We start from the raw sequence: 22,421 nt of genomic DNA on the forward strand, positions 1-22,421 counted from the left end.
CATCTGTGGATGGCTATTTTTCGCTTTCAATAAACACGCGGAGGAAAATTATGAATATTCCAAACAGAATAACCGTATCAAGAATCTTATTAATTCCAATCTTCATGATCATTATGCTTGCACCTTTTGATTGGGGGAATATGGATCTTCTTGGTGCAAACATGCCAGTTACCCATTTTGTCGGAGCGTTAATTTTTATTTTAGCTTCATCAACGGATTGGATTGATGGTCATTATGCCCGTAAGTATAATCTCGTGACCAATATGGGCAAATTTCTCGATCCGCTTGCCGATAAATTGCTAGTATCAGCTGCTCTTATTGTTTTAGTGGAGCTTAATCACGTATATGCACCTTCATGGATAGTTATCGTTATCATCAGCAGGGAATTTGCAGTAACGGGTTTGCGCTTGTTGCTTGCCGGTGAAGGAGAAGTGGTAGCTGCTAATATGCTTGGGAAAATTAAAACATGGACCCAGATTATCGCGATATCTTCTATCTTGTTACATAATATTATTTTTGTCATGATTCCGTTTCGATTTGATGTAGTGTCATTGTGGGTTGCATTAATTTTTACCATCTGGTCTGGCTGGGATTATTTTGCCAAAAATAGTCATGTGCTAAAGAACTCAAAGTAATCTTTGATGGAAGGGGAAATAAATGTGAATGCTGAGATTATTGCAGTAGGCTCGGAATTGTTACTCGGTCAAATTGTTAATACGAACGCCCGATTTTTGTCTCAGCAAATAGCTGGACTAGGAATTGATGTCTTTTTTCATACTGTCGTAGGTGATAATCCTGCTAGGTTGAAGGCCTCGATTGAACAGGCAGAAAGGCGTTCCGAAATCATCATTTTTACTGGTGGACTTGGACCCACTAAGGATGATTTGACAAAAGAAACCATTGCTCGTCACCTTGGAAAAGAACTAGTCATGGACGAATCAGCATTAGCTTCAATTGAACTTTTTTTTAAGCGGACCAACCGGATCATGACTGAAAACAATCGAAAACAAGCTCTTGTATTAGAAGGATCTCATGTTCTCCCTAATGATCATGGAATGGCTCCAGGGATGGTGCTAGAAAGCGGCGACCATCTTTATATGCTGCTGCCAGGACCACCAAAAGAAATAGAACCTATGTTCCTTCGTTACGGTGGTCATGCGCTTTCTTCCTTTGCCTGCTCTAATGAAAAGATTGTCTCAAGAGTGTTACGATATTTTGGAATTGGGGAAGCGGCGCTTGAAACTGAAATTATTGATTTAATTGATGCGCAAAATAATCCTACGATTGCTCCACTGGCAGGGGATGGAGAGGTTACCTTAAGACTAACTGCAAAACATGTTGATGAGAATAAGGCACAATCCATGCTTGATGAAGTAGAACATACGATTAATCAACGTGTCGGCGACTTTTTTTATGGCTATGACAACACATCTCTGATTGCAGAACTGACGAAAAGTTTAAAAGAAAGAAATCTAACGATTACGGCAGCTGAGAGTTTAACTGGGGGGCTGTTCCAGCAGGAAATAACTTCGATTCCAGGTGCCAGCTCAGTGTTTAAAGGCGGGGTAGTCTGCTATTCAAATGATGTAAAGCAAAAGGTGTTACAAGTGAAACAAGAAACGCTTGAAAAACATGGGGCTGTGAGTGAACAATGTGCTCAAGAGCTTGCTGAAAATGCAGCTAGAATTTTTGCGACTGATATTGGAATTAGTTTCACGGGTGTAGCTGGACCTGACGATCTTGAAGGTAAGCCTGTTGGTACGGTTTATATTGGGATTTCAATCAAAGGAAGACCAACGCATGTCGAAAAACTTAATCTTGGCGGAACGAGAGAAGCAAATCGGAATCGAGCGGTTAAATTTGGCTGCTATTTTATTCTTAAATATATAAAATATTCACAGAATGCTAAATAGCGTTCTGTTTTTTTAAATAATTTGTTAATAAAAACAATTTTCTGATAAATATCGAAAATCGCGATAACTGACTACAAAATTTGCGAAAAAATACAAAAAGTAGGGAGAAAGCCTGTTTTTGCATCAAGAATGGTCTTGAAAAAAATCGAATGAATGTTCGATTTTTTGCTCGACAAATTACCGAAAAAAAGTTATATTATTTATAGGTAATAATTTGATAGATTGTAGCAAGAAGCTAGTGTTTATATATAAGGGAGGAAATGATTCGTGAGCGATCGTAAAGCGGCATTAGAAATGGCGTTAAAACAAATTGAAAAACAATTTGGTAAAGGTTCAATAATGAAAATGGGGGAAAAAACCGAAACGAGGATTTCAACGATTCCAAGTGGCTCCTTGGCTCTTGATGCTGCACTTGGTGTGGGTGGATACCCAAGAGGCCGAATTATCGAAATTTATGGCCCTGAGAGTTCTGGTAAAACAACTGTTGCATTGCATGCAATAGCAGAAGTACAAGCAAAAGGTGGACAAGCGGCATTTATTGATGCTGAGCATGCCCTCGACCCAACATATGCACAAAAATTGGGTGTTAACATTGATGAGTTATTGCTGTCCCAGCCTGATACTGGGGAACAAGGCCTTGAAATCGCTGAGGCACTTGTGCGAAGCGGTGCTGTTGATATTATTGTTATCGACTCAGTAGCAGCATTAGTTCCGAAGGCAGAGATTGAAGGAGAAATGGGTGACGCTCATGTAGGTTTACAGGCGCGTTTAATGTCCCAGGCACTTCGTAAGCTTTCAGGTGCGATTAATAAATCGAAAACTATAACTATCTTTATTAACCAAATCCGTGAAAAAGTTGGAGTAATGTTTGGCAATCCCGAGACGACCCCTGGTGGCCGTGCACTTAAGTTCTATTCAACAATCCGTCTTGAAGTGCGCCGTGCAGAAACACTAAAACAAGGAACTGACATGGTAGGGAACAAAACCAAAATTAAAGTAGTGAAGAACAAGGTTGCTCCACCATTCCGTACAGCTGAAGTAGATATTATGTATGGTGAGGGTATTTCTAAGGAAGGCGAGATCATCGACCTAGGCTCAGAATTAGATATCGTTCAAAAAAGTGGATCATGGTATTCCTATAATGATGAAAGACTTGGCCAGGGGCGTGAAAACGCGAAGTTATTCTTGAAAGAAAACCCTGAGGTTCGCCTTGAAATTCAACAAAAAATTCGTGAGCACTATGGTTTAGATGGTGAAAAGACGGTCACAGAAACTGATGACGATGAACAATTTGAATTAATAGATTAATGTTGATGAGCAAAGCCTAATTTTGGTTTTGCTCCTTTTTAATAATGTATATTATTTTAATTGAAGTTATAAATATTCAACTGTAATTTAGCCTGTTAAGTGAATGAATGAAGACAAATTCTAAATATTTGAAAAAGCCAATTGGACTAAGCCTTGACAATGAATATTCCCACCTTTACAATTAACATGTATATTTTACATTTTTGGTAATATTACATTGCGAAAAAGCTTTGGTGCTTGCTGTATGTTGAGTCTAAACAATGTACATGCCGACACTTAAAAAATTTGTAACAAAAGTTCATAGCAAGAGGAGGTGTAACGATGGAACTAATTACAATCGCCTTCATTTTGCTTGGCCTTATCGTCGGTGCCGTTGTTGGCTATTTTGTTCATAAATCCATTGCTGAAGCAAAAGTAGCTGGTGCAAAGAATGCTGCTGAGCAGATTCTTGAAGATGCCAAACGTGATGCTGATTCATTGAAAAAAGAAGCTTTGTTGGAAGCAAAGGATGAAATTCACAAGCTTCGGACAGAAGCAGAACGTGAGGTTCGTGAACGAAGAAATGAAATGCAAAAACAAGAAAACCGTTTACTGCAAAGAGAAGAGAATTTAGATCGAAAAGAGGAAACGTTAAATAAGCGTGAAAATCTTTTAGAAAAGAAGGATGATTCTCTAAATCAAAGACAACAGCATATTGAAGAGATGGAAAGCAAAGTGGACGAGTTGGTACGAAAACAACAAACTGAACTCGAACGAGTTTCGAGCTTAACGCGCGAGGAAGCTAAAACAATCATTATTGACAGGATGGAGCAGGAACTTACCCATGATACTGCCATAATGATCAAGGAAAGTGAAAATCGTGCAAAAGAGGAATCCGACAAGAAAGCAAAGGAAATCCTTTCATTAGCAATTCAGCGTTGCGCTGCTGACCATGTTGCGGAAACGACTGTTTCTGTCGTCAACCTGCCAAATGACGAAATGAAGGGCCGTATCATTGGCCGTGAAGGAAGAAACATCCGTACACTTGAAACATTAACGGGAATTGATTTGATTATTGATGACACACCAGAAGCTGTTATTCTATCAGGCTTTGACCCTATTCGTCGGGAAACGGCTCGCTTAGCACTTGAAAAGTTAGTTCAAGACGGGCGTATCCATCCTGCTCGAATTGAGGAAATGGTTGAAAAATCTCGCCGTGAAGTGGATGAATATATTCGCGAAGTGGGAGAGCAAACCACTTTTGAAGTGGGTGTACATGGACTTCATCCAGATCTTATCAAAATTCTTGGTCGCTTAAAGTTCCGTACGAGCTACGGACAAAACGTCTTAAAGCATTCAATGGAAGTTGCACAGCTTTCGGGCTTGCTTGCCGCTGAACTTGGTCAAGATGAAACGTTAGCACGTCGTGCAGGTTTACTCCATGACATAGGGAAAGCAATTGACCATGAAGTGGAAGGAAGCCATGTGGAAATTGGGGTAGAACTTGCAACAAAATACAAGGAACACCCAGTAGTAATCAATAGTATTGCATCTCACCATGGTGACACTGAACCAACATCTATTATCGCCGTCCTGGTAGCTGCGGCAGACGCCTTATCAGCAGCAAGACCAGGTGCACGTAGTGAGACTCTTGAAAACTATATCCGCCGTCTTGAGAAGCTGGAAGAGATTTCTGAGTCCTATGAAGGTGTTGAGAAATCCTTTGCCATTCAAGCTGGTCGTGAGGTTCGTATCATTGTAAGGCCAGATGCGGTTGATGACTTGGCAGCACATCGATTAGCACGCGATATCCGCAAGCGAATCGAAGAAGAGCTTGATTATCCTGGACATATTAAAGTGACAGTCATTCGTGAAACGCGGGCTGTAGAATACGCAAAATAAAGCGGTGCGAAAGCACCGCTTTATTTATTGATAATCCTTTTGCGATTAAAAATAGTCTGAATGTGATACAATTTAAACGATAACAATTCTTATTGATGAAAGGGAGAAAAATGAATCTTTTATTTATTGGCGATGTCGTCGGCTCGCCGGGCCGTGACATGGTGAAGGAATATTTACCAAAATTAAAAGAAAAATTTCGTCCACACTTTACCATTATTAATGGTGAAAATGCAGCAGGTGGAAAGGGAATTACTGAAAAAATCTATCGAGAATTTTTGGGTTATGGTGCACAGGCTGTAACACTCGGAAATCATGCGTGGGATAATCGAGAGATTTTTGAATTTATCGATACAGCGAAAAATATGGTAAGACCAGCAAATTTCCCTGAAGGCACACCTGGTAAAGGTTTGGCTTTTTTTAAAGTGAATGAATTAGAAGTTGCGGTAATTAATCTACAAGGTCGAACCTTTATGGCTCCATTGGATTGCCCTTTTAGAAAGGCAGATGAATTGGTTGGTATAGCCAAGGAAAGGACACCATTTATTTTTGTGGATTTTCATGCGGAAGTCACGAGTGAAAAACAGGCCATGGGGTGGTATTTGGACGGAAGAGTATCAGCAGTTGTTGGAACTCATACACATGTTCAAACGGCAGATAGTCGGGTGTTACCTGGTGGGACAGGTTATTTATCAGATGTTGGCATGACGGGACCGTATGACGGCATTCTAGGGGTAGAAAGAGAAGCTGTCCTTAAAAGGTTTCTAACTAGTATGCCAGTTCGCTTTGATGTAGCAACAGGGGGACGAAACCAGTTAAGCGCGGTTTTCATTGAATTAGACCGTAAAACAGGCTTAACCAAAAAGATGATTCCCATCTTAATAAATGATGACCATCCGTTTTATACTTAAGAGCGAATTACTATTTGCTCTTTTTTTGTTGTAAGAAAACCTTTAACTTTGATAACTGTCTAGCTCCATAAGAGTAATGTTCGGAAGTGATGCTTTGCACGAAAGAAAAGAGTTAACTTTTCTGAGGAGCGTCCAGCGACTAGTGTACTTCGTTAAACGGACGCCTCGCTTTTCTAATTATTTTGTCCAAGCCGGAATATGTCTTTTGAGAAATGAATATAGTAGCAGTGGAATGATATATACCTGATTTGTTCATGAAACTGCTCATGCGGGATCGGGATTTTCTAAGGAGGAGCTAGGAATGGAAATATTAAAAGTTTCAGCAAAATCTAATCCTAATTCTGTAGCTGGTGCACTCGCCGGAGTTCTGCGTGAAAGAGGTGCAGCAGAAATACAGGCAATTGGTGCGGGTGCATTGAATCAAGCCGTTAAGGCAGTTGCAATTGCAAGAGGATTTGTAGCACCTAGCGGAGTAGATTTAATCTGCATCCCAGCGTTTACCGATATCTTAATTGACGGCGAAGAACGCACAGCTATTAAGCTCATCGTCGAACCACGTTGAAAGAGATAGACTATTCATAAGGGCAAAACACATGTAATTCTTTAACTTTACCTACCTGTTTGTCTATACAAGCAGGTTTTTTGTTTGTATAGGTTTTCATAATTATCCGCAAAATGGATAATAATAAAATATATGTCGATTATTTCGATATGAATATATTATTCTGATATATAGCTTGGAATTTTAAAACTATTCAATTCCATATCCAATTAATCAGGGTAAAACTGCGTTACCACACGTGTTTAAACCTATATTTTATGCGAGTCCTCATTAAAGGAAGAAGGCAAGATTTTAATAATAAAAAAATATTCATATTTTAGACAATATTTCTTTGTAAAGGGTTGCAATTTTTAGTGCTTAGGTCTAGAATTGTAAGCGTTTAGTACATATCCTTGATTCTCTTTTTTTTGGTCTATTAAGCAGTAAAATAGGCTAAATTCTAGTGATTTGCTTGGATTAGTGCTACACTAATAAATGATTCTATCTACATATTTTTTACATATCCAAAGGGGTGTAAGACATGATCAATCAACTTTCGTGGAAAGTTGGCGGACAACAAGGGGAAGGTATTGAAAGTACTGGGGAAATCTTTGCAATCGCACTGAATCGCCTAGGATATTACTTGTATGGCTATCGTCACTTTTCATCACGTATTAAAGGCGGTCATACAAACAACAAAATCAGAGTTAGTACAACAGAAGTTCGTTCTATTTCAGATGATCTTGATATTCTTGTCGCTTTTGACCAAGAAACCATTGATGTAAATTACAAGGAACTTCCTAGCACAGGTGTCATCCTTGCTGATTCCAAATTTACTCCAAAGAAACCAGAGGATACTGAAGCATCGATGTTTGCGGTACCATTCACAGAAATTGCCACTGGACTTGGAACTTCATTAATGAAAAACATGGTAGCAATTGGTGCAACTTCTGCTGTTCTAGATTTGGATATTCATGTATTTGAGGAAGTTGTTCGTGAGATTTTCGGCAAAAAAGGCGATCAAGTTGTTGCCAAAAACATGGATGCTATCAAAGCTGGCTTTGATTATATGAAAGAAAAACTTGAAGCGGGTATTCAAACAATGCAGCTTGAAAAAGCCGATGGTAAAAAGCGGATGTTTATGATTGGTAACGATGCGATTGCATTAGGTGCACTTGCAGCCGGTTGCCGCTTTATGGCTGCATACCCAATTACCCCTGCTTCTGATATTATGGAGTATTTGATTAAGAAATTACCTGCACTTGGCGGAACTGTTATCCAAACAGAAGATGAAATCGCTGCGTGTACAATGACAATTGGTGCAAGCTATGGTGGTGTTCGTGCGATTACCGCTTCATCAGGTCCTGGATTATCATTAAAAATGGAAGCAATTGGCCTTGCTGGTATTACTGAAACTCCACTTGTTATTGTTGACACACAGCGTGGCGGTCCATCAACAGGATTACCAACAAAGCAAGAACAATCCGACCTTATGGCAATGATTTACGGAACACACGGTGAAATTCCAAAAATCGTTCTTGCTCCAAGTACTGTTCAAGAAGCATTCTATGATACTGCTGAAGCGTTCAACCTTGCAGAAGAGTATCAATGTCCAGTTATTGTTTTATCCGATCTTCAATTATCTTTAGGAAAACAAACAGTTGAACCGCTTGATGCTTCTAAAGTAGAAATTAGACGTGGTAAGCTTGTAACTGAAGAACTTCCTGAAATTGAAAACAAAGGCTATTTCAAACGCTATGAAGTAACGGAAGACGGTATTTCACCTCGTACGATTCCGGGAATGAAAAATGGTATCCACCATGTCACCGGTGTTGAACATGCTGAAACAGGTAAACCTTCTGAATCAGCAACCAATCGTATTGCACAAATGGATAAACGTTTCCGTAAGGTAGAGAATATCCGTTTTGATACACCTGTTTATAAAAATGCTCCACATGAAGATGCTGACCTTTTAATCGTCGGCTTTAATTCAACCCGTGGTGTAATTGAAGAGGCAATGGGACGCTTGAAAAATGATGGTTTGAAAGTGAATCATGCTCAAATTCGTCTAATTCATCCATTCCCAACAGACGAGGTTCTTCCACTTGTTCGTTCAGCTAAAAAAGTAATTGTTGTGGAAAATAATGCAACTGGTCAGTTAGCTAATATCATGAAGATGAATGTTGGCTATGCTGAAAAAATTACTAAATTTGTTAAATATGATGGGAATCCATTCCTTCCACACGAAGTTCATACAAAATGTAAGGAGTTGTTCTAAATGGCCACTTTCAAAGACTTTCGAAATGATGTTAAACCGAACTGGTGCCCTGGCTGTGGCGACTTCTCCGTACAAGCGGCAATGCAGCGTGCCGCAGCAAATGTTGGTTTACAACCAGAAAATTTAGCAGTAATTTCAGGGATTGGCTGTTCTGGCCGTATTTCTGGTTATATAAATGCTTACGGTTTCCATGGAATTCACGGCCGATCCCTTCCGATTGCTCAAGGTGTTAAAATGGCCAATCGTGATTTAACGGTTATCGCTTCTGGTGGTGATGGTGATGGATACGCGATTGGGATGGGACATACTATTCATGCGATTCGCCGTAATATTGATGTTACTTATGTTGTTATGGATAACCAAATTTATGGTTTAACAAAAGGACAAACATCACCACGTTCTGCAGTTGGTTTTAAAACAAAATCCACTCCAATGGGTTCTATTGAACAGTCGATTTCTCCGATGGAAATGGCTTTGACAGTAGGAGCAACATTTGTAGCACAAAGCTTTTCAACAGATTTAAAAGACCTAACTGCCTTAATTGAAGCAGGTATCAATCATAAAGGGTTCGCTTTAATCAATGTATTTAGCCCTTGTGTTACCTATAATAAGGTCAACACATATGATTGGTTTAAAGAGAATTTAACAAAGCTTAGTGATATTGAAGGCTATGATGCATCTAACCGTGAAATGGCTATGCAGACTTTAATGAAGCATAACGGCCTTGTAACAGGTCTTATTTACCAAAATACGGAGCGTCAATCTTATCAAGATTTAATCATTGGATACTCGGATGCTCCCCTATCAGATGCAGATCTTAATCTTGATCAAGCACACTTTGATAAACTAGTAGCAGAATTTATGTAATCATATAATCGTAAGGTCCCGTGGAGTCAAATCCACGGGATTTTCTATTGTTTTCAAAGGCTTAAACCTTTATACTATTATAATGTGCAGATAAGGCACATACTCCTTTTCTACTATAGTAAAGGTGAAAAATACAATATTTATCTTCATAGACGTATCAAGTGATTTTAATTGAAAGGAGATATTTTTTACATGAATGAAAAGCAACGATTAGAAGGCCAGCAAGTTGAAACTGCTAATTCTTCGGACAAAAAATCCGCCAAGGATTATAGCAAGTACTTTGAGCAAGTCATTACTGCGCCTTCCCTTAAAGATGCTAAAAAACGTGGTAAAGAAGAAGTGAAGTATCATAATGACTTTGCCATTCCTGAAGAATTTCGTGGAATGGGTGAGGGCCGTAAATTTTATATTCGTACTTATGGATGTCAAATGAACGAGCATGATACAGAGGTAATGGCTGGGATCTTTTTAGCATTAGGATATGAGCCAACAGATAGCACAGATGACGCTAATGTTATTCTTTTAAATACTTGTGCTATTCGTGAGAATGCCGAAAACAAAGTATTTGGTGAACTTGGCCATTTGAAAGCATTGAAATTGGAAAAGCCAGACCTATTGATAGGTGTTTGCGGATGTATGTCTCAGGAAGAGTCTGTCGTTAACAAGATATTGAAAACGTACCAACAGGTAGACATGATTTTCGGGACCCATAATATCCATCGCTTACCAAATATTTTGCATGAAGCATACATGTCAAAAGAGATGGTTGTCGAAGTATGGTCTAAGGAAGGAGATGTCATTGAAAACCTTCCAAAGGTTCGCCGCGGTAAAATAAAGGCATGGGTTAACATTATGTATGGATGTGATAAATTCTGTACGTACTGTATCGTACCTTTTACACGAGGGAAAGAGAGAAGCCGACGCCCTGAAGAAATTTTCCAGGAAGTCCGCCATTTGGCAGCACAAGGCTATCAAGAAGTAACATTGCTAGGGCAAAATGTTAATGCCTATGGTAAGGACCTTGAGGGTGTTAGCTACGGCTTAGGCGAGTTAATGGACGAATTAAGGAAAATTGATATTCCTCGTATTCGTTTTACCACCAGCCACCCACGTGATTTTGATGATCGTCTGATTGAAGTCCTTGCAAAAGGCGGTAATTTAATGGATCACATCCATTTACCAGTACAGTCAGGTTCAACTGAGGTATTAAAGATTATGGCTCGTAAATATACAAGAGAACAATATTTAGAGCTTGTTAGAAAAATCAAAGCGGCTATTCCAAACGTTGCCTTGACAACCGATATTATTGTCGGCTACCCGAATGAAACGGATGAACAGTTTGAAGAAACGATGTCCCTCTACCGAGAAGTCGGTTATGAATTGGCGTATACATTTATTTACTCTCCACGTGAAGGGACTCCTGCGGCGAAAATGGAGGATAATGTTCCGATGGAAGTAAAGAAAGAGCGCTTGCAGCGACTTAACGCACTTGTTAATGAACTTTCTTTAGAAGCAATGAAAAAACACGAAGGTCAAATCCTTGATGTCCTTGTTGAAGGGGAAAGTAAGAACAACCCTGATGTCCTTGCGGGCTACACAAGCAGAAGCAAGCTTGTAAACTTTGTTGCTCCAAAGACAGCCATTGGCAAAATTGTTAAAGTGAAAATTAAAGAAGCAAAAACATGGTCATTAAACGGAGAAATAGTAGAAGAATTACAACCAATAGAGGTGGAATAAAGTGGCGAAGTATACAAAAGACGATATCGTCGCTCGTGCAGCAGATTTAGCACGCATGATTACAGAAACTGAGGAAGTGGACTTCTTTAAACGTGCGGAAGCACAAATTCACGACAACCCAAAAGTGAAAACATTAATATCAGATATAAAGGGCTTACAAAAGCAAGCCGTAAACCTTCAACATTATGGTAAACAAGAGGCATTAAAAAAAGTGGAAGATAAAATTACTTCGATTGAGCAAGAATTGGATGAAATTCCTGTCGTACAGGATTTCAAACAATCTCAATTGGAAGTGAATGAACTTCTACAACTAATTGCATCAACCATTTCTAATACTGTTACTGATGAAATTATTATTTCAACCGGTGGAGACGTATTAATGGGTGAAACAGGTTCAGGCATGAAGAACGGCGGCGGGGCTTGCGATGGCCACGACGATTGTGATCACGAACATTAAGAATGAGAACCAGGCTTCTAAACGAAGTCTGGTTTTCTTTTTCTAGTTTTCTACCTTCAAAGAATTCCTCAAAAAAAACTGCGCGTAGTACCCTTCATTTTAAGTACATGCATGAAAGGCACACACCTTTAAATCCCGCATAAAATGAACTATGACTAAACTTTTAACCAGTATTCACAAAAATATATTTCACACTAGTCTACAAATTAGCATAGGATGAAATGAAACTGAATGAGGAGGGTTCGCGCGAAATGGGAGAATATAGAGAGATAATAACGAAGGCGGTAGTAGCGAAAGGACAGAAATTCACGCAGTCCAATCATACGATAAGCCCGGCACATAGTCCAACAAGTATTCTTGGCTGTTGGATCATCAACCATAAATACAACGCGAAAAAAGTCGGCAAGACTGTAGAGATACATGGCTCATATGACATCAACGTTTGGTACTCATTTAATGAGAATACCAAAACAGAAGTAGTAACTGAACGTGTTCAATATACAGATGTCATTAAGTTAAAGTATCGTGACAATGACTGTTTGGATGACAATGAAATTGTTGCAAGGGTACTGCAACAGCCCAATTGTTGTGAAGCAGTCATCTCCCCAAATGGTAACCGAATCATTGTCCATGTTGAAAGGGAATTCCTTGTTGAAGTGATTGGCGAAACAAAGGTTTGCGTTCGTATCAATCCTGAAGGATGCAAGGACGATGACGATGCATGGGGATTGGATGTAGATGACGAAGAATTCGAAGAACTTAATCCCGATTTCTTAGTCGGCTCTGAAGAGGAATAATAATAACTAGGAGGTTTTTACTTCCTAGTTTTTTTCTTTTTTCTGGCGAATTTATATGACGAAAAACAAGCACATTAACTTTTAGGAGGTGAATAAAAATTGGAGATAAAAGAACCTGGAAATAAAAAAATGCCTGATTTTGTTCAATTAAATGACCGAATAATTGCAGAAAGTGGGACCTCACCCATGTTAGTAATCAAAACGAATCTTGACCCAAAGGATACTGCCGAAAATAACCCATATTATCATAATGGGCAAGCTAAAAAGCCTAAAGCAATGAAGGAGTATTTTGAAGAATAAGAGAAGCCAGGACATCTTTATTCCTGGCTCTTTTCCCATTCTGGCCGTAATAGGGATAACACATACGTATCATGAAATTGTTCGTTTTGATTGAGGTAGCCGCGAAGTAGACCTTCCTTTGTGAAGCCTTGCTGAATAAGTAAATTTATTGATGCTTCATTTTCGGGATAAACCACGGCCCCAATTCGATACAGATCCAATTGATTATAACTAAAGCGCAGGACTTCTTTAATTGCCTCTGATGCATATCCCTTTCTCCAAAAAGATGGATGGATTTCATAACCAATTTCGGCACGTTTATTTTTTAGCTGTAACCCATTAAGACCTACAGTACCAATGATTCTTTGATTTTCCTTTAGCTTGATTCCCCAGCGTACGCCTCGTTTTTCAAGAAAGTTTTTCTGGAACATATCAATTAATTTAGAAGCTTCAACCTGTAAAGTGAACCGACTGGTCCCATAAAATCTCGTCACTTCTTCTAAAGATAAAATCTCATAGAGACTATCAACATGTTGAGCAGTTATTTCAATTAATTTTAATCTTTTCGTTTCTAAAACTGGAAAATTCATTAACTTATCAGCTCTCTTTTACACATAATGTAGTTTAATAACTTAATTTTCCTCTTAGAATTGAATCTAAGTCAAGAGCAAATTAAGATTAATGTAATAAATTATTTTTATCCAAGAGTATAATGTTTCAAGAGGGAAAAGAGGCTGCCTTACAGGAATTTGCCCGTTTTTCCCTCATTAATGCTTGGGATATGTGCCGGATTTTTATTAAGGGAAGGGAATATGGTGTCAAGATGCTGATTTCTAAGTATATAGATTTAATAGAACAGGAGTTATTAACGCAAATACATTTATCCACTAACAACCCATTTGACCCTATCATCGTAAACAATCGGTCAAATTCGTGGAAAACAATCGGGAGCGGCAATTATGCAGGTGTCTTTTTCCATAAAGCTGATCCAAAGAAGGTTGTAAAGGTATACGGTCGAAATCCAAAGGACCTTAAAAAGGAAATTGAGGTCTATAAAAGATTAGGAGAGCATGAATCTTATTCAACTCTTTATGCATATGGGGACACTTATATAGTATTAAAAAAGATCGAAGGAATCACATTGTTTGATGCGGTTGTAAATGGTGTTCAAATACCTAAACATGTGATAGAGGATATCGATAAAGGGCTAGATTATGCTCGGACTGTTGGTTTAAACCCCTTCGATGTTCACGGCAAAAATGTTGTCATGTTTGAAGGAAGGGGCTATATCGTAGATGTATCTGATTTTTATAAGCAGGGCTATTGCCGTAAGTGGGACGATCTGAAAAAAGCCTATTACAAAATTTATAGACCCTATCTTTATAAACACCATCTACCCATTCCGTTTTTTATTGTCGATGGGGTGCGAAAAGGATATCGGATGTATCGGAGAATGAAAAAGAGATAGGGAAATATACTAATTTATTTTATTTCCCTATTTTTACATAGTTTGATTGATTCATTATCCACGTAAGTTCCTCATCTATCCGCAAGATTTCAAGCATATAAGGAGCCATTGTATTTTCTAAGGTCCCCAATAAAACAACCATGAATGCTCCTAATTATTTATTAAAAAGCTCTGTTAGATATGTCTTGTGCTTCTATTATTGATCATTAATTTATTGCCATCTTGCTGATTTGGCTAGCTCAGTTAATGCCCAAATAATGTTAAACATAACCAATGCTATACACACGGGAACTAAAATAAGTAAGTTTTTTCCATACCTTTCTTTTAACATCCCGACAAAAAAACCACTAAAGAATAAAACCACCATTGCAGCTACAAGTACAAACATAAGGATTAATTTCATTTTTTCCTTCTCCTAACATCAAAGTATCCTCTATTTTTATTCAATAGACTTTTTAAATATGGGTTATATACCAAGCTAATCCCACAAGTGCTAGCAAGATTACGATAATATAAATAGCAGTTAATCTATAAGTATTTTGTTTTGTTGAAGTTGAATAGTTATCATCATTTTTTCCTGTCAGTGACAGTGTACTTACAACTGCTAAAATTAAAATTACGATTATTAGTAATATAGAAAAATTCATTATGGTCCCTCCTTTAGCTACTCAATGTAAACGGCCATTCACTCATGGTAAATTGAAATGATTCACTAAGAATTGTAGTTGACGGTTTTATACATCAATTTAATAGTAAGTGATTTTAGAAAAAAATAATCATCCAATTTTAAAGAAATGGAACCATCCACTTTTTTTCAATTCCTTCACGATAACGTAATAAACCAAAATGAATAGTTGAGATTTTATTCAAGTTAAAAAAGACCGAAGATAAACTTCGGTCTAAAACCAAAAAACTTAAGAGAAGGGATTCGTTTGATTTTCAAATCCTTTCTTTAGCCTTAAAACTCCTTCGTTAATCAAATGAGTCTCGACTCTCCCAAATGTTAGGCGAATATACCCTTTTTTGGAACCAAGTAAGCTTCCTGGAACAAACGCGACACCATTTCGTAACGATTCTTCAAGTAATTTGTATTCATTGAGATCTTCATTTAACAGTCGGCACCAAAGATGGATTCCACCTTCAGGAATATGAAATTCAAGCTGGTGTGAAAGTTCTTCTTGTAACGAAGTGATTAATACATCTCTCTTTTCTATAAGCTTAAGTTTTAAATCTATGATGTTCTTTCCAAAACTATCCGAACCAAGAAATTCAGCAGCAACCCATTGAGGAAAAATACTATGCCCATAATCAATTTGTTGTTTAGCGTCGGCAAGTCGTTGAATCACGTTATCTGGGCCAATGATCCATCCAATCCGTAGCCCTGAAGCGGCCAATTTTGAAAGGGAACTAATGTATAAGACTGTTCCACTATTGTCCAGAGATTTTAGTGTGGAAGTATTTGTGCTTTCAGAAAATGAAATTAAGCTATAGGGGTCATCCTCCACAACAGGGATTCCTAGTTCTTGGCTAATATCTAACACCCTTTTCCTATTCTCCAAAGATAGAATCGTTCCTGTTGGATTCTGAAAAATTGGGTTAAGAAAGACCATTTTTATTTTATGTTTTCTATACAAATACAAAATATCTTCTGGGTTTAAGCCATTCTTTCCGATTGGCAACTTGTATGTTTTTAAGCCGGCTGACCGAAAAGTCGGAAGAGAGTGTGCATACGATGGATCTTCATAGGCAATAGCATCACCATGGTTTAACAAACATTGAATAATTAGGTGAAGTGCCTGTTGGGCTCCGGATGTAATTAAGACAGACTGGCTGGAGCATTCGATGTTTCTAAATTCCTTTAAATGGGTAACGATTTCATCACGAAGGCTTAGATTGCCTTGAGGGTGCTCATAACCAAGAGATTGATGGAATTCATGTTTAGAAAGGATTTCTCGAAAAGCACCATAGGGCATCAAATCATGAGCAAGCTCACCGCTTGCAAAGTTGATTATATTCTTTTCATGAACTTCACCACGTAAATGTTGAAATAGCGGAAGGTTAGGTAAAAAAGATCCTCGTTCGACATAAAGATCCCAGTTAGGGATTCTTGTACGTGATAGCCCCCACACGTTTGTATTGACTTTCGTACCACTCCCTTTGATTCGCTCCACCATTCCATTTGAATATAAAACATCGTAAGCGGAAATTACGGTGCCCCTATTTACGTCCAATTCTTTTGCTAGGCTTCTTTCAGAGGGAAGAATTGTACCTGGAGGATATTCCCCGTAAGCAATTCTCTTTTGTATATAATTAGCGATTTGCTGATAAATAGGAATATCGCTTTGTTTATCTGGCTTCCATTCCACCAATTTCACTCCCATTAATTTTGACTACTATTTTATGATGTTGAATTTAAAAGTGATATTTTTAAATTAGTCATTCATTGAAAATTAAATCGTTATGCCTAACCATTGTCAAGTACTTGGTGTTTTTTGAAAAAATAGTAATTCTAAAAACTTATGAACACCCTTTATTCACCGTATCAATTAAGTGGATGATGAAAAAAATATCGGATTGGACGGTCTCAATCTTTTTCTATTTCTATATTATATGAAGTGAAAGATTTCATTTTACTATTAGAACTTATATATCAAGGCGTGAAGGATTTATTAGAAGAAGAGAGGAACTAGTGCCACTCCCAATCCTTATCATCAGCTTGTAGGAAAAGATAAATGGGCAACCTTACTTTCAAATAGATTTTACACTAACCTAGAAAAGGAGTTGGACTGCAATGGAGCGAAATCAATTAGAAACTCCTTTATTTACGGCACTTGTTGAACATGCAAAAAAAGATCCGGTTCAATTCCATATCCCAGGCCATAAAAAAGGAAAAGGAATGGATCCTGAATTTAGAGAATTTATTGGCGATAATGCTCTTTCTATCGATTTAATTAACATAGGTCCTCTAGATGATTTACATTTGCCTAAAGGAATGATTAAACGCGCACAGGATTTAGCTGCAGAAGCATTTGGAGCTGATTACACTTTTTTTTCAGTACAAGGTACAAGCGGTGCAATTATGGCTATGGTTATGTCTGTTTGTGGACCGGGAGATAAAATCCTCGTACCACGTAATGTACACAAATCAATTATGAGTGGAATCGTTTTATCAGGCGCAACGCCTATTTTTATCCATCCAGAAGTGGATCCTAATCTAGGTATATCACACGGTATTACCCCGGAATCAGTTGAAAGATCATTAGAACAGCATCCAGATTCCAAAGCTGTACTTGTCATTAATCCGACTTATTTTGGAATTTCGGGTGATTTGAAAAAAATAGTAGATATTGCTCATTCTCATGAAATCCCTGTATTAGTGGACGAAGCACATGGTGCACATATTCAATTTCATGATGAACTGCCGCTTTCTGCCATGCAGGCAGGTGCTGACATGGCTGCCACCAGTGTTCATAAACTAGGTGGTTCGCTTACTCAAAGTTCTATTTTAAATTTACGTGGGAATCTAATCTCACCTAATCGCGTTCAAGCTGTATTAAGTATGCTGACTACAACATCAACTTCTTACTTGTTACTGGCTTCATTAGATGTTGCAAGAAAATCGTTAGCGACTGAAGGACAGGCTTTATTAGAAGATACGATTCGATTGGCAGAGCTAACACGCGCCAAAATTAATGAAATTGATCATATATATTGTGTTGGTCGTGAAATATTGGGGACAAACGCTGCGGTCGCTATCGATCCAACCAAACTGCTGATTTCCGTAAAACAGTTGGGTCTTACCGGATACGATGTAGAGAATTTACTCCGTGAGAAATTTAATATCGAGGTTGAACTCTCGGATTTGTATAACATTCTTTGTATTGTTACTTCAGGAGATTCTGAAGAAGAATTGCTGAAACTTGTTCAAGCCTTACAAGAAATTTCAGCGGACTTTAAGCATCAGTCAGATCAAAATGTGGAAATTTCTGTATTATTGCCTGAAATCCCTGTATTAGCACTAACTCCCCGTGATGCATTTTATGCGGAAAGTGAAGTGGTTCCGTTTGAACAAGCTGCCGGAAGAATTATTGCGGAATTTGTTATGGTCTACCCGCCAGGTATTCCAATTTTTATTCCAGGAGAAATTGTGACAGAAGAAAATCTAGTATACACACAAAAAAATATGGAAGCAGGTCTTCCTGTACAGGGTGCAGAAGATTACGAAATGAAATCATTACGTGTAATAAAAGAACAACTGGCAACTAAATAAAAACTTTAAGAAAAAATATTTATGTGTTTTATCTATGAAAGGGGACACCTCAGATGAACTATGCCAATTTAATTGATCACACATTACTCAATCCCGAAACGAATAAGGAAGAAATTATTAAGTTATGTGAAGAAGCAAAACAATATGGGTTTGCTTCAGTATGTGTAAACCCAACTTGGGTATACACCTCAGCAGAGAACTTAAAAGGTTCTAATGTAAATGTTTGTACCGTTATTGGTTTTCCATTAGGAGCCAATACTCCTGAATCTAAAGCGTTTGAAGCAAGTAATGCTATCGAAAATGGTGCCACGGAGGTTGACACTGTTATTAATATTGGAGCATTGAAAGATAAAAATGATGAACTTGTAGAACGAGATATTCGTGTCGTAGTGGATGTGGCAAAAGGAAAAGCCTTGGTTAAAGTAATTATAGAGGCATGTTTATTAACAGAAGAAGAAAAAGTCCGCGCTTGTGAATTATCTGTAAAAGCTGGAGCTGACTACGTCAAAACATCAACTGGTTTTTCCATGTACGGGGCAACAGTTGAAGATGTAGCATTAATGAGGAAAACAGTAGGGTCAAATATAGGAGTAAAAGCTTCAGGAGGCGTAAAGGATTATGATGGCTTGAGAGCAATGGTAGAGGCAGGGGCATCAAGAATTGGTTCCAGTCGAGCTGTTTCATTATTCGAAGGGAAGGAAGAATTATCCGGCTATTAAAAAAGTAAGAGTCTGTAAGTTTAAGATATTTATTCTTATCCTACATTCATGTATATATCAGTATCGATAAGGCCCCAATTTCTCCAACAAGGAATTGGGGTTAATAACTAGGAGTTTTAATTTCTTATCTTTTTGTTAGTATGTTAAACTAATTTTGTACCGAACGGTAGGTACAAAATTAGTTCAACATACTTTTTTTCTCTTAGGTTAGAAAATGTATTTGATGTGGTTCGAAAACAATATAATCTTGTATAATAAGTTAACAAAGCAATTTTAGGAGGATAAATCATGAAACAAATTAATACAGAGCAAGAATATCGTGATCAAATAGCAGAGGATCAACTAACAGTTGGAATTTTTACAACTTCTTGGTGCCCAGACTGTAAACGTTTGAATATGTTTATCGATGAAATTACGGAAGAAAATCAAGACAAAAAATGGTTTAAAATTGATAAAGATGAGTTCCCAGACCTGGCTGAAGAACAAACAGTAATGGGGATTCCATCATTATTAGTATTCAAAAATGGCAAAAAGCTTGGTCATTTGCATAGTGCTAACGCCAAAACCGCAGACCAAGTAAGAGAATTCTTAAATACTTTATAAGTATTTAAAATATAATTTGGCTGGGGGAAAAGGAGGAAGTTAAATGGATGATCGACAATTTAGAAACGCTATGGGCAAATTTGCTACAGGTGTAACAGTGGTTGCAACAGAAGTGGATAGCAAGGTTCATGGCATGACTGCAAATGCCTTTATGTCTGTGTCCCTCAATCCGAAATTAGTGGTGGTCTCAATTGCCGAAAAAGCACAAATGCTTGAAAAAATATATCAAAGCGGGAAATTTTCTGTCAATATCCTTGCTGCCAATCAGCAAGAATTATCGATGATTTTTGCTGGTCAAGTGAAAAATCATCAAGAGGTAGTGTTTGACCAACTAGGCGGGGTTCCAGTATTGCCCGGCGCTGTGGTACAAATTACCTGTGAAGTAACAGCTGCCCATGTCGAGGGTGATCATACGCTGTTTATTGGCAAGGTAACAAATATCCAATTGGAAGATTCCGAGCCGCTCATTTATTATAGTGGGAAATATCGATTGATGGCAGAAGGGTAATCGAAGAATTCAGTCAATCTAGAGAATTTTTTACTATTTTAGTGCAGTTGGATTAACTATTTTAGCTTTGATTTAGGCACTGACAGTTAGTGCGCCAAAATGAGATATAGAAAGTCAAATCACTAAAAAAATTTAACTAAAAATATAAAAATAAAGCTAAAATGATAAAGTCGAATTTCGTCATTTTAGCTTTTTTAGTTTCATTTTTCTAAGGAAAAAAGAGGAATGTGTTATGGATAAAAGATTAAAGAGATTGAAAAATAAAATTCCCATTGTAATTGGTAGTTCTTAGGGTAAAGGGGAAGTAACTGATTTTTTTGGTAGTGAAGAAGGAGCGTAAATAATCCTTTCTTCTATTTTATTTTAAATTCAAGAAATCAACTATGTGCTTAACATGATTTTCTTTTGCATAAGTTTTGTATAAATGGCTGGAAAGCCGAATGGGATCCCCAAAAAAGTATCTTTCATATTGGGTTTGTCGTGTACCAAATGAACTCATTGTTAGATCCCAGGCCAAACGAAATATTTTTACACGGTTCTCTGCAGACGTATTAGCCCCTTTTAAATACTGGTCCAAATCAGTTTTTATGACAGAATCAAAGTCTTTTTCTGTCGGAATAGATACCATGCCACTTGCCCCAACGATTTGAATTATTTCGCTGAACCTTGGATAAATTTTTGGATAAATAATGCTGGCTACCTGAAGAGGTATAATACTAGGACTCATATATCCACATTCATCTAATTTTGCTTCTACTTCAGATTTAACTAAAAGTGCCTTCATCGTTTCAAGCCCTATGATGATTTCAGCAAGTTTTTCTTGGATATGCTGAAACTCACTGACTTGAATCGTCTCGACAAGAAGCTCTGCAATACCTAAAAGAAATTCAGTTTTTACTATCTGCCTAGTGATTACCTGATGAGTTGCAAAGTGGTGAAAGGAGCTTTGGAGTAGAAATTGGTTAGAAACTTCAACATTGTTGTAAAAAAATACACGATCCCATGGAACTAACACTTGATCAAAGACAAGGATTGTATCCATTTCTTCATATCGTGAACTTAAAGGATAATTAAAGGATGAGTCTCCGCCGGCAAAAGATTCCCGGCAAATAAATTTTAACCCTTTTGTATCAGATGGGATGGAAAAAGCGTACGCTTCAGACTCATTAAACACTCCCCCTGCTGAGTAAACCAGCACTTCATCCGTTAGACCGCCTTGAGTAGCTAACAGGCGGGCACCTTTAATGATGATTCCATTTTCATTTTCACCAATCACCTTTGCCGAAATCGGCTCCTTAGAAGATTCAAAATGGAGTTGTGAACGGTTCACCTGTGGCGTGATAAATGTATGGGTAAATGAAAGGTCCTCTTTTTTAGCCCTTTCATAAAGGGATAGAATATTTTCTGGGAAGCAATTTTCTTTTGCTACTAGAAGGGCAGTCGAAGAGGCAAAAGACATGACGGCAGTGTTCATATAATCGGGACTTCTTCCCATCATTCCATTCGAGTGTTTTGCCCAAAGTTCAATCATCTTCCTTCGCATCCTTAAATCATCTTTGGTTTTTGGCTGCAAATAGGAAAGTCCGATGGTTTCTCCTGTTTCTGCTGAAAGGTAAGTCAACTTGGTCTTTAGGTTTTGATCGGCCTGCAAATCATATAGAGATGCTTTGCTCTGAATGATTCCCTTGAAGGCAGGATGTTCAGATAGGTTTCCTTCAATCTTCTTCCCGTCAAACCAAATATCTGTATTTAACTGATTAATGCGGTCAATAAACTCTTTTCCAGTAATGATTCCCATATGACCACTCCTTAAAAACATGGGTCATTCCAATTGAATGATATTGATTAGCTAATTTTATTTTATTGGATAAGGTTCCGATTTGTTCT

At 37.8% G+C, this 22,421-nt stretch carries 22 protein-coding genes; 17 read left to right on the top strand and 5 right to left on the bottom strand.

From position 1 onward, the window contains the following. The first annotated feature begins 50 nt into the window (after positions 1-50). The 12 genes from pgsA (at position 51) to RTR43_RS14980 (ending at position 12,987) form a co-directional block, all read left to right on the top strand. Positions 51-635, top strand: coding sequence for a CDP-diacylglycerol--glycerol-3-phosphate 3-phosphatidyltransferase (gene pgsA / locus RTR43_RS14925; protein ID WP_312473039.1), 585 nt, complete (start codon positions 51-53; stop codon positions 633-635). Positions 636-659: 24 nt separating this feature from the next. Beyond that, the gene (locus tag RTR43_RS14930) at positions 660-1,913 is read left to right on the top strand and encodes a competence/damage-inducible protein A (protein WP_312473040.1); all 1,254 of its coding nucleotides are present in this window, start codon (positions 660-662) and stop codon (positions 1,911-1,913) included. 267 nt (positions 1,914-2,180) lie between these two features. Next, positions 2,181-3,221, top strand: a complete 1,041-nt coding sequence (gene recA, locus RTR43_RS14935) for a recombinase RecA (protein WP_312473041.1) — start codon at positions 2,181-2,183, stop codon at positions 3,219-3,221. A gap of 321 nt (positions 3,222-3,542) precedes the next feature. Further along, positions 3,543-5,102, top strand: a complete 1,560-nt coding sequence (rny, locus tag RTR43_RS14940) for a ribonuclease Y (protein ID WP_312473042.1) — start codon at positions 3,543-3,545, stop codon at positions 5,100-5,102. Between the two features lie 110 nt (positions 5,103-5,212). Beyond that, positions 5,213-6,010, top strand: a complete 798-nt coding sequence (locus tag RTR43_RS14945; RefSeq protein ID WP_248733545.1) for a TIGR00282 family metallophosphoesterase — start codon at positions 5,213-5,215, stop codon at positions 6,008-6,010. 301 nt (positions 6,011-6,311) lie between these two features. After that, positions 6,312-6,572: a stage V sporulation protein SpoVS gene (gene spoVS / locus RTR43_RS14950; RefSeq protein ID WP_003211281.1), complete on the top strand. Its 261-nt coding sequence runs from the start codon at positions 6,312-6,314 to the stop codon at positions 6,570-6,572. Positions 6,573-7,092: 520 nt separating this feature from the next. Further along, entirely contained in the window at positions 7,093-8,829 is a 1,737-nt protein-coding gene (locus RTR43_RS14955; protein ID WP_312473043.1) for a 2-oxoacid:acceptor oxidoreductase subunit alpha, read from the top strand. Beyond that, complete coding sequence (locus tag RTR43_RS14960; protein WP_312473044.1) at positions 8,830-9,696, top strand: 2-oxoacid:ferredoxin oxidoreductase subunit beta; 867 nt, start codon at positions 8,830-8,832, stop codon at positions 9,694-9,696. It begins immediately after the preceding gene. 192 nt (positions 9,697-9,888) lie between these two features. Next, on the top strand, positions 9,889-11,433 hold the full coding sequence (miaB, locus tag RTR43_RS14965) for a tRNA (N6-isopentenyl adenosine(37)-C2)-methylthiotransferase MiaB (RefSeq protein ID WP_312473045.1): 1,545 nt from the start codon (positions 9,889-9,891) through the stop codon (positions 11,431-11,433). Position 11,434: 1 nt separating this feature from the next. Beyond that, entirely contained in the window at positions 11,435-11,890 is a 456-nt protein-coding gene (locus tag RTR43_RS14970) for a YlbF/YmcA family competence regulator (RefSeq protein WP_312473046.1), read from the top strand. Positions 11,891-12,141: 251 nt separating this feature from the next. After that, positions 12,142-12,687 (top strand): outer spore coat protein CotE, encoded by a 546-nt coding sequence (locus RTR43_RS14975; RefSeq protein ID WP_248733540.1) that lies wholly within the window; start codon positions 12,142-12,144, stop codon positions 12,685-12,687. Positions 12,688-12,786: 99 nt separating this feature from the next. Beyond that, the gene (locus tag RTR43_RS14980) at positions 12,787-12,987 is read left to right on the top strand and encodes a hypothetical protein (protein WP_312473085.1); all 201 of its coding nucleotides are present in this window, start codon (positions 12,787-12,789) and stop codon (positions 12,985-12,987) included. 17 nt (positions 12,988-13,004) lie between these two features. Here RTR43_RS14980 and RTR43_RS14985 read toward each other — a convergent pair whose 3' ends face one another. Beyond that, positions 13,005-13,556: a GNAT family N-acetyltransferase gene (locus tag RTR43_RS14985; RefSeq protein ID WP_312473047.1), complete on the bottom strand. Its 552-nt coding sequence runs from the start codon at positions 13,554-13,556 to the stop codon at positions 13,005-13,007. Positions 13,557-13,678: 122 nt separating this feature from the next. Between RTR43_RS14985 and RTR43_RS14990 the strand changes: the two genes are divergently transcribed. Then, complete coding sequence (locus RTR43_RS14990) at positions 13,679-14,434, top strand: serine/threonine protein kinase (protein ID WP_312473048.1); 756 nt, start codon at positions 13,679-13,681, stop codon at positions 14,432-14,434. 211 nt (positions 14,435-14,645) lie between these two features. Here the strand turns inward: RTR43_RS14990 and RTR43_RS14995 are convergent, their stop codons facing one another. The 3 genes from RTR43_RS14995 to RTR43_RS15005 all read right to left on the bottom strand — a co-directional run bounded on the left by RTR43_RS14995 (position 14,646) and on the right by RTR43_RS15005 (position 16,800). Beyond that, positions 14,646-14,837 carry a hypothetical protein gene (locus tag RTR43_RS14995; RefSeq protein ID WP_248733537.1) on the bottom strand — a complete coding sequence of 64 codons (192 nt, stop codon included), beginning with the start codon at positions 14,835-14,837 and terminating at the stop codon, positions 14,646-14,648. A gap of 52 nt (positions 14,838-14,889) precedes the next feature. After that, a complete protein-coding gene (locus RTR43_RS15000) occupies positions 14,890-15,081 on the bottom strand; it encodes a hypothetical protein (protein ID WP_312473049.1) in 192 nt (63 codons plus the stop codon). 267 nt (positions 15,082-15,348) lie between these two features. Continuing rightward, a complete protein-coding gene (locus tag RTR43_RS15005) occupies positions 15,349-16,800 on the bottom strand; it encodes an aminotransferase-like domain-containing protein (protein WP_312473050.1) in 1,452 nt (483 codons plus the stop codon). Positions 16,801-17,225: 425 nt separating this feature from the next. Here RTR43_RS15005 and RTR43_RS15010 point away from each other — a divergent pair, with 425 nt between their 5' ends. The 4 genes from RTR43_RS15010 to RTR43_RS15025 all read left to right on the top strand — a co-directional run bounded on the left by RTR43_RS15010 (position 17,226) and on the right by RTR43_RS15025 (position 20,534). Continuing rightward, positions 17,226-18,704 carry an aminotransferase class I/II-fold pyridoxal phosphate-dependent enzyme gene (locus RTR43_RS15010; RefSeq protein WP_312473051.1) on the top strand — a complete coding sequence of 493 codons (1,479 nt, stop codon included), beginning with the start codon at positions 17,226-17,228 and terminating at the stop codon, positions 18,702-18,704. Positions 18,705-18,757: 53 nt separating this feature from the next. Then, on the top strand, positions 18,758-19,423 hold the full coding sequence (gene deoC / locus RTR43_RS15015; RefSeq protein WP_312473052.1) for a deoxyribose-phosphate aldolase: 666 nt from the start codon (positions 18,758-18,760) through the stop codon (positions 19,421-19,423). A 288-nt stretch (positions 19,424-19,711) separates the two neighbouring features. Next, positions 19,712-20,026 carry a thioredoxin family protein gene (locus RTR43_RS15020; protein WP_312473053.1) on the top strand — a complete coding sequence of 105 codons (315 nt, stop codon included), beginning with the start codon at positions 19,712-19,714 and terminating at the stop codon, positions 20,024-20,026. 43 nt (positions 20,027-20,069) lie between these two features. Further along, positions 20,070-20,534, top strand: a complete 465-nt coding sequence (locus RTR43_RS15025) for a flavin reductase family protein (protein ID WP_312473054.1) — start codon at positions 20,070-20,072, stop codon at positions 20,532-20,534. Between the two features lie 358 nt (positions 20,535-20,892). On the opposite strand, the gene hpaB is transcribed toward RTR43_RS15025, so the two are convergent. Further along, complete coding sequence (gene hpaB, locus RTR43_RS15030) at positions 20,893-22,332, bottom strand: 4-hydroxyphenylacetate 3-monooxygenase, oxygenase component (protein WP_312473055.1); 1,440 nt, start codon at positions 22,330-22,332, stop codon at positions 20,893-20,895. Positions 22,333-22,421: the final 89 nt, after the last annotated feature.

Source organism: Neobacillus sp. (assembly GCF_031988165.1).
Lineage (GTDB): Bacteria > Bacillota > Bacilli > Bacillales > Cytobacillaceae > Neobacillus > Neobacillus rhizosphaerae.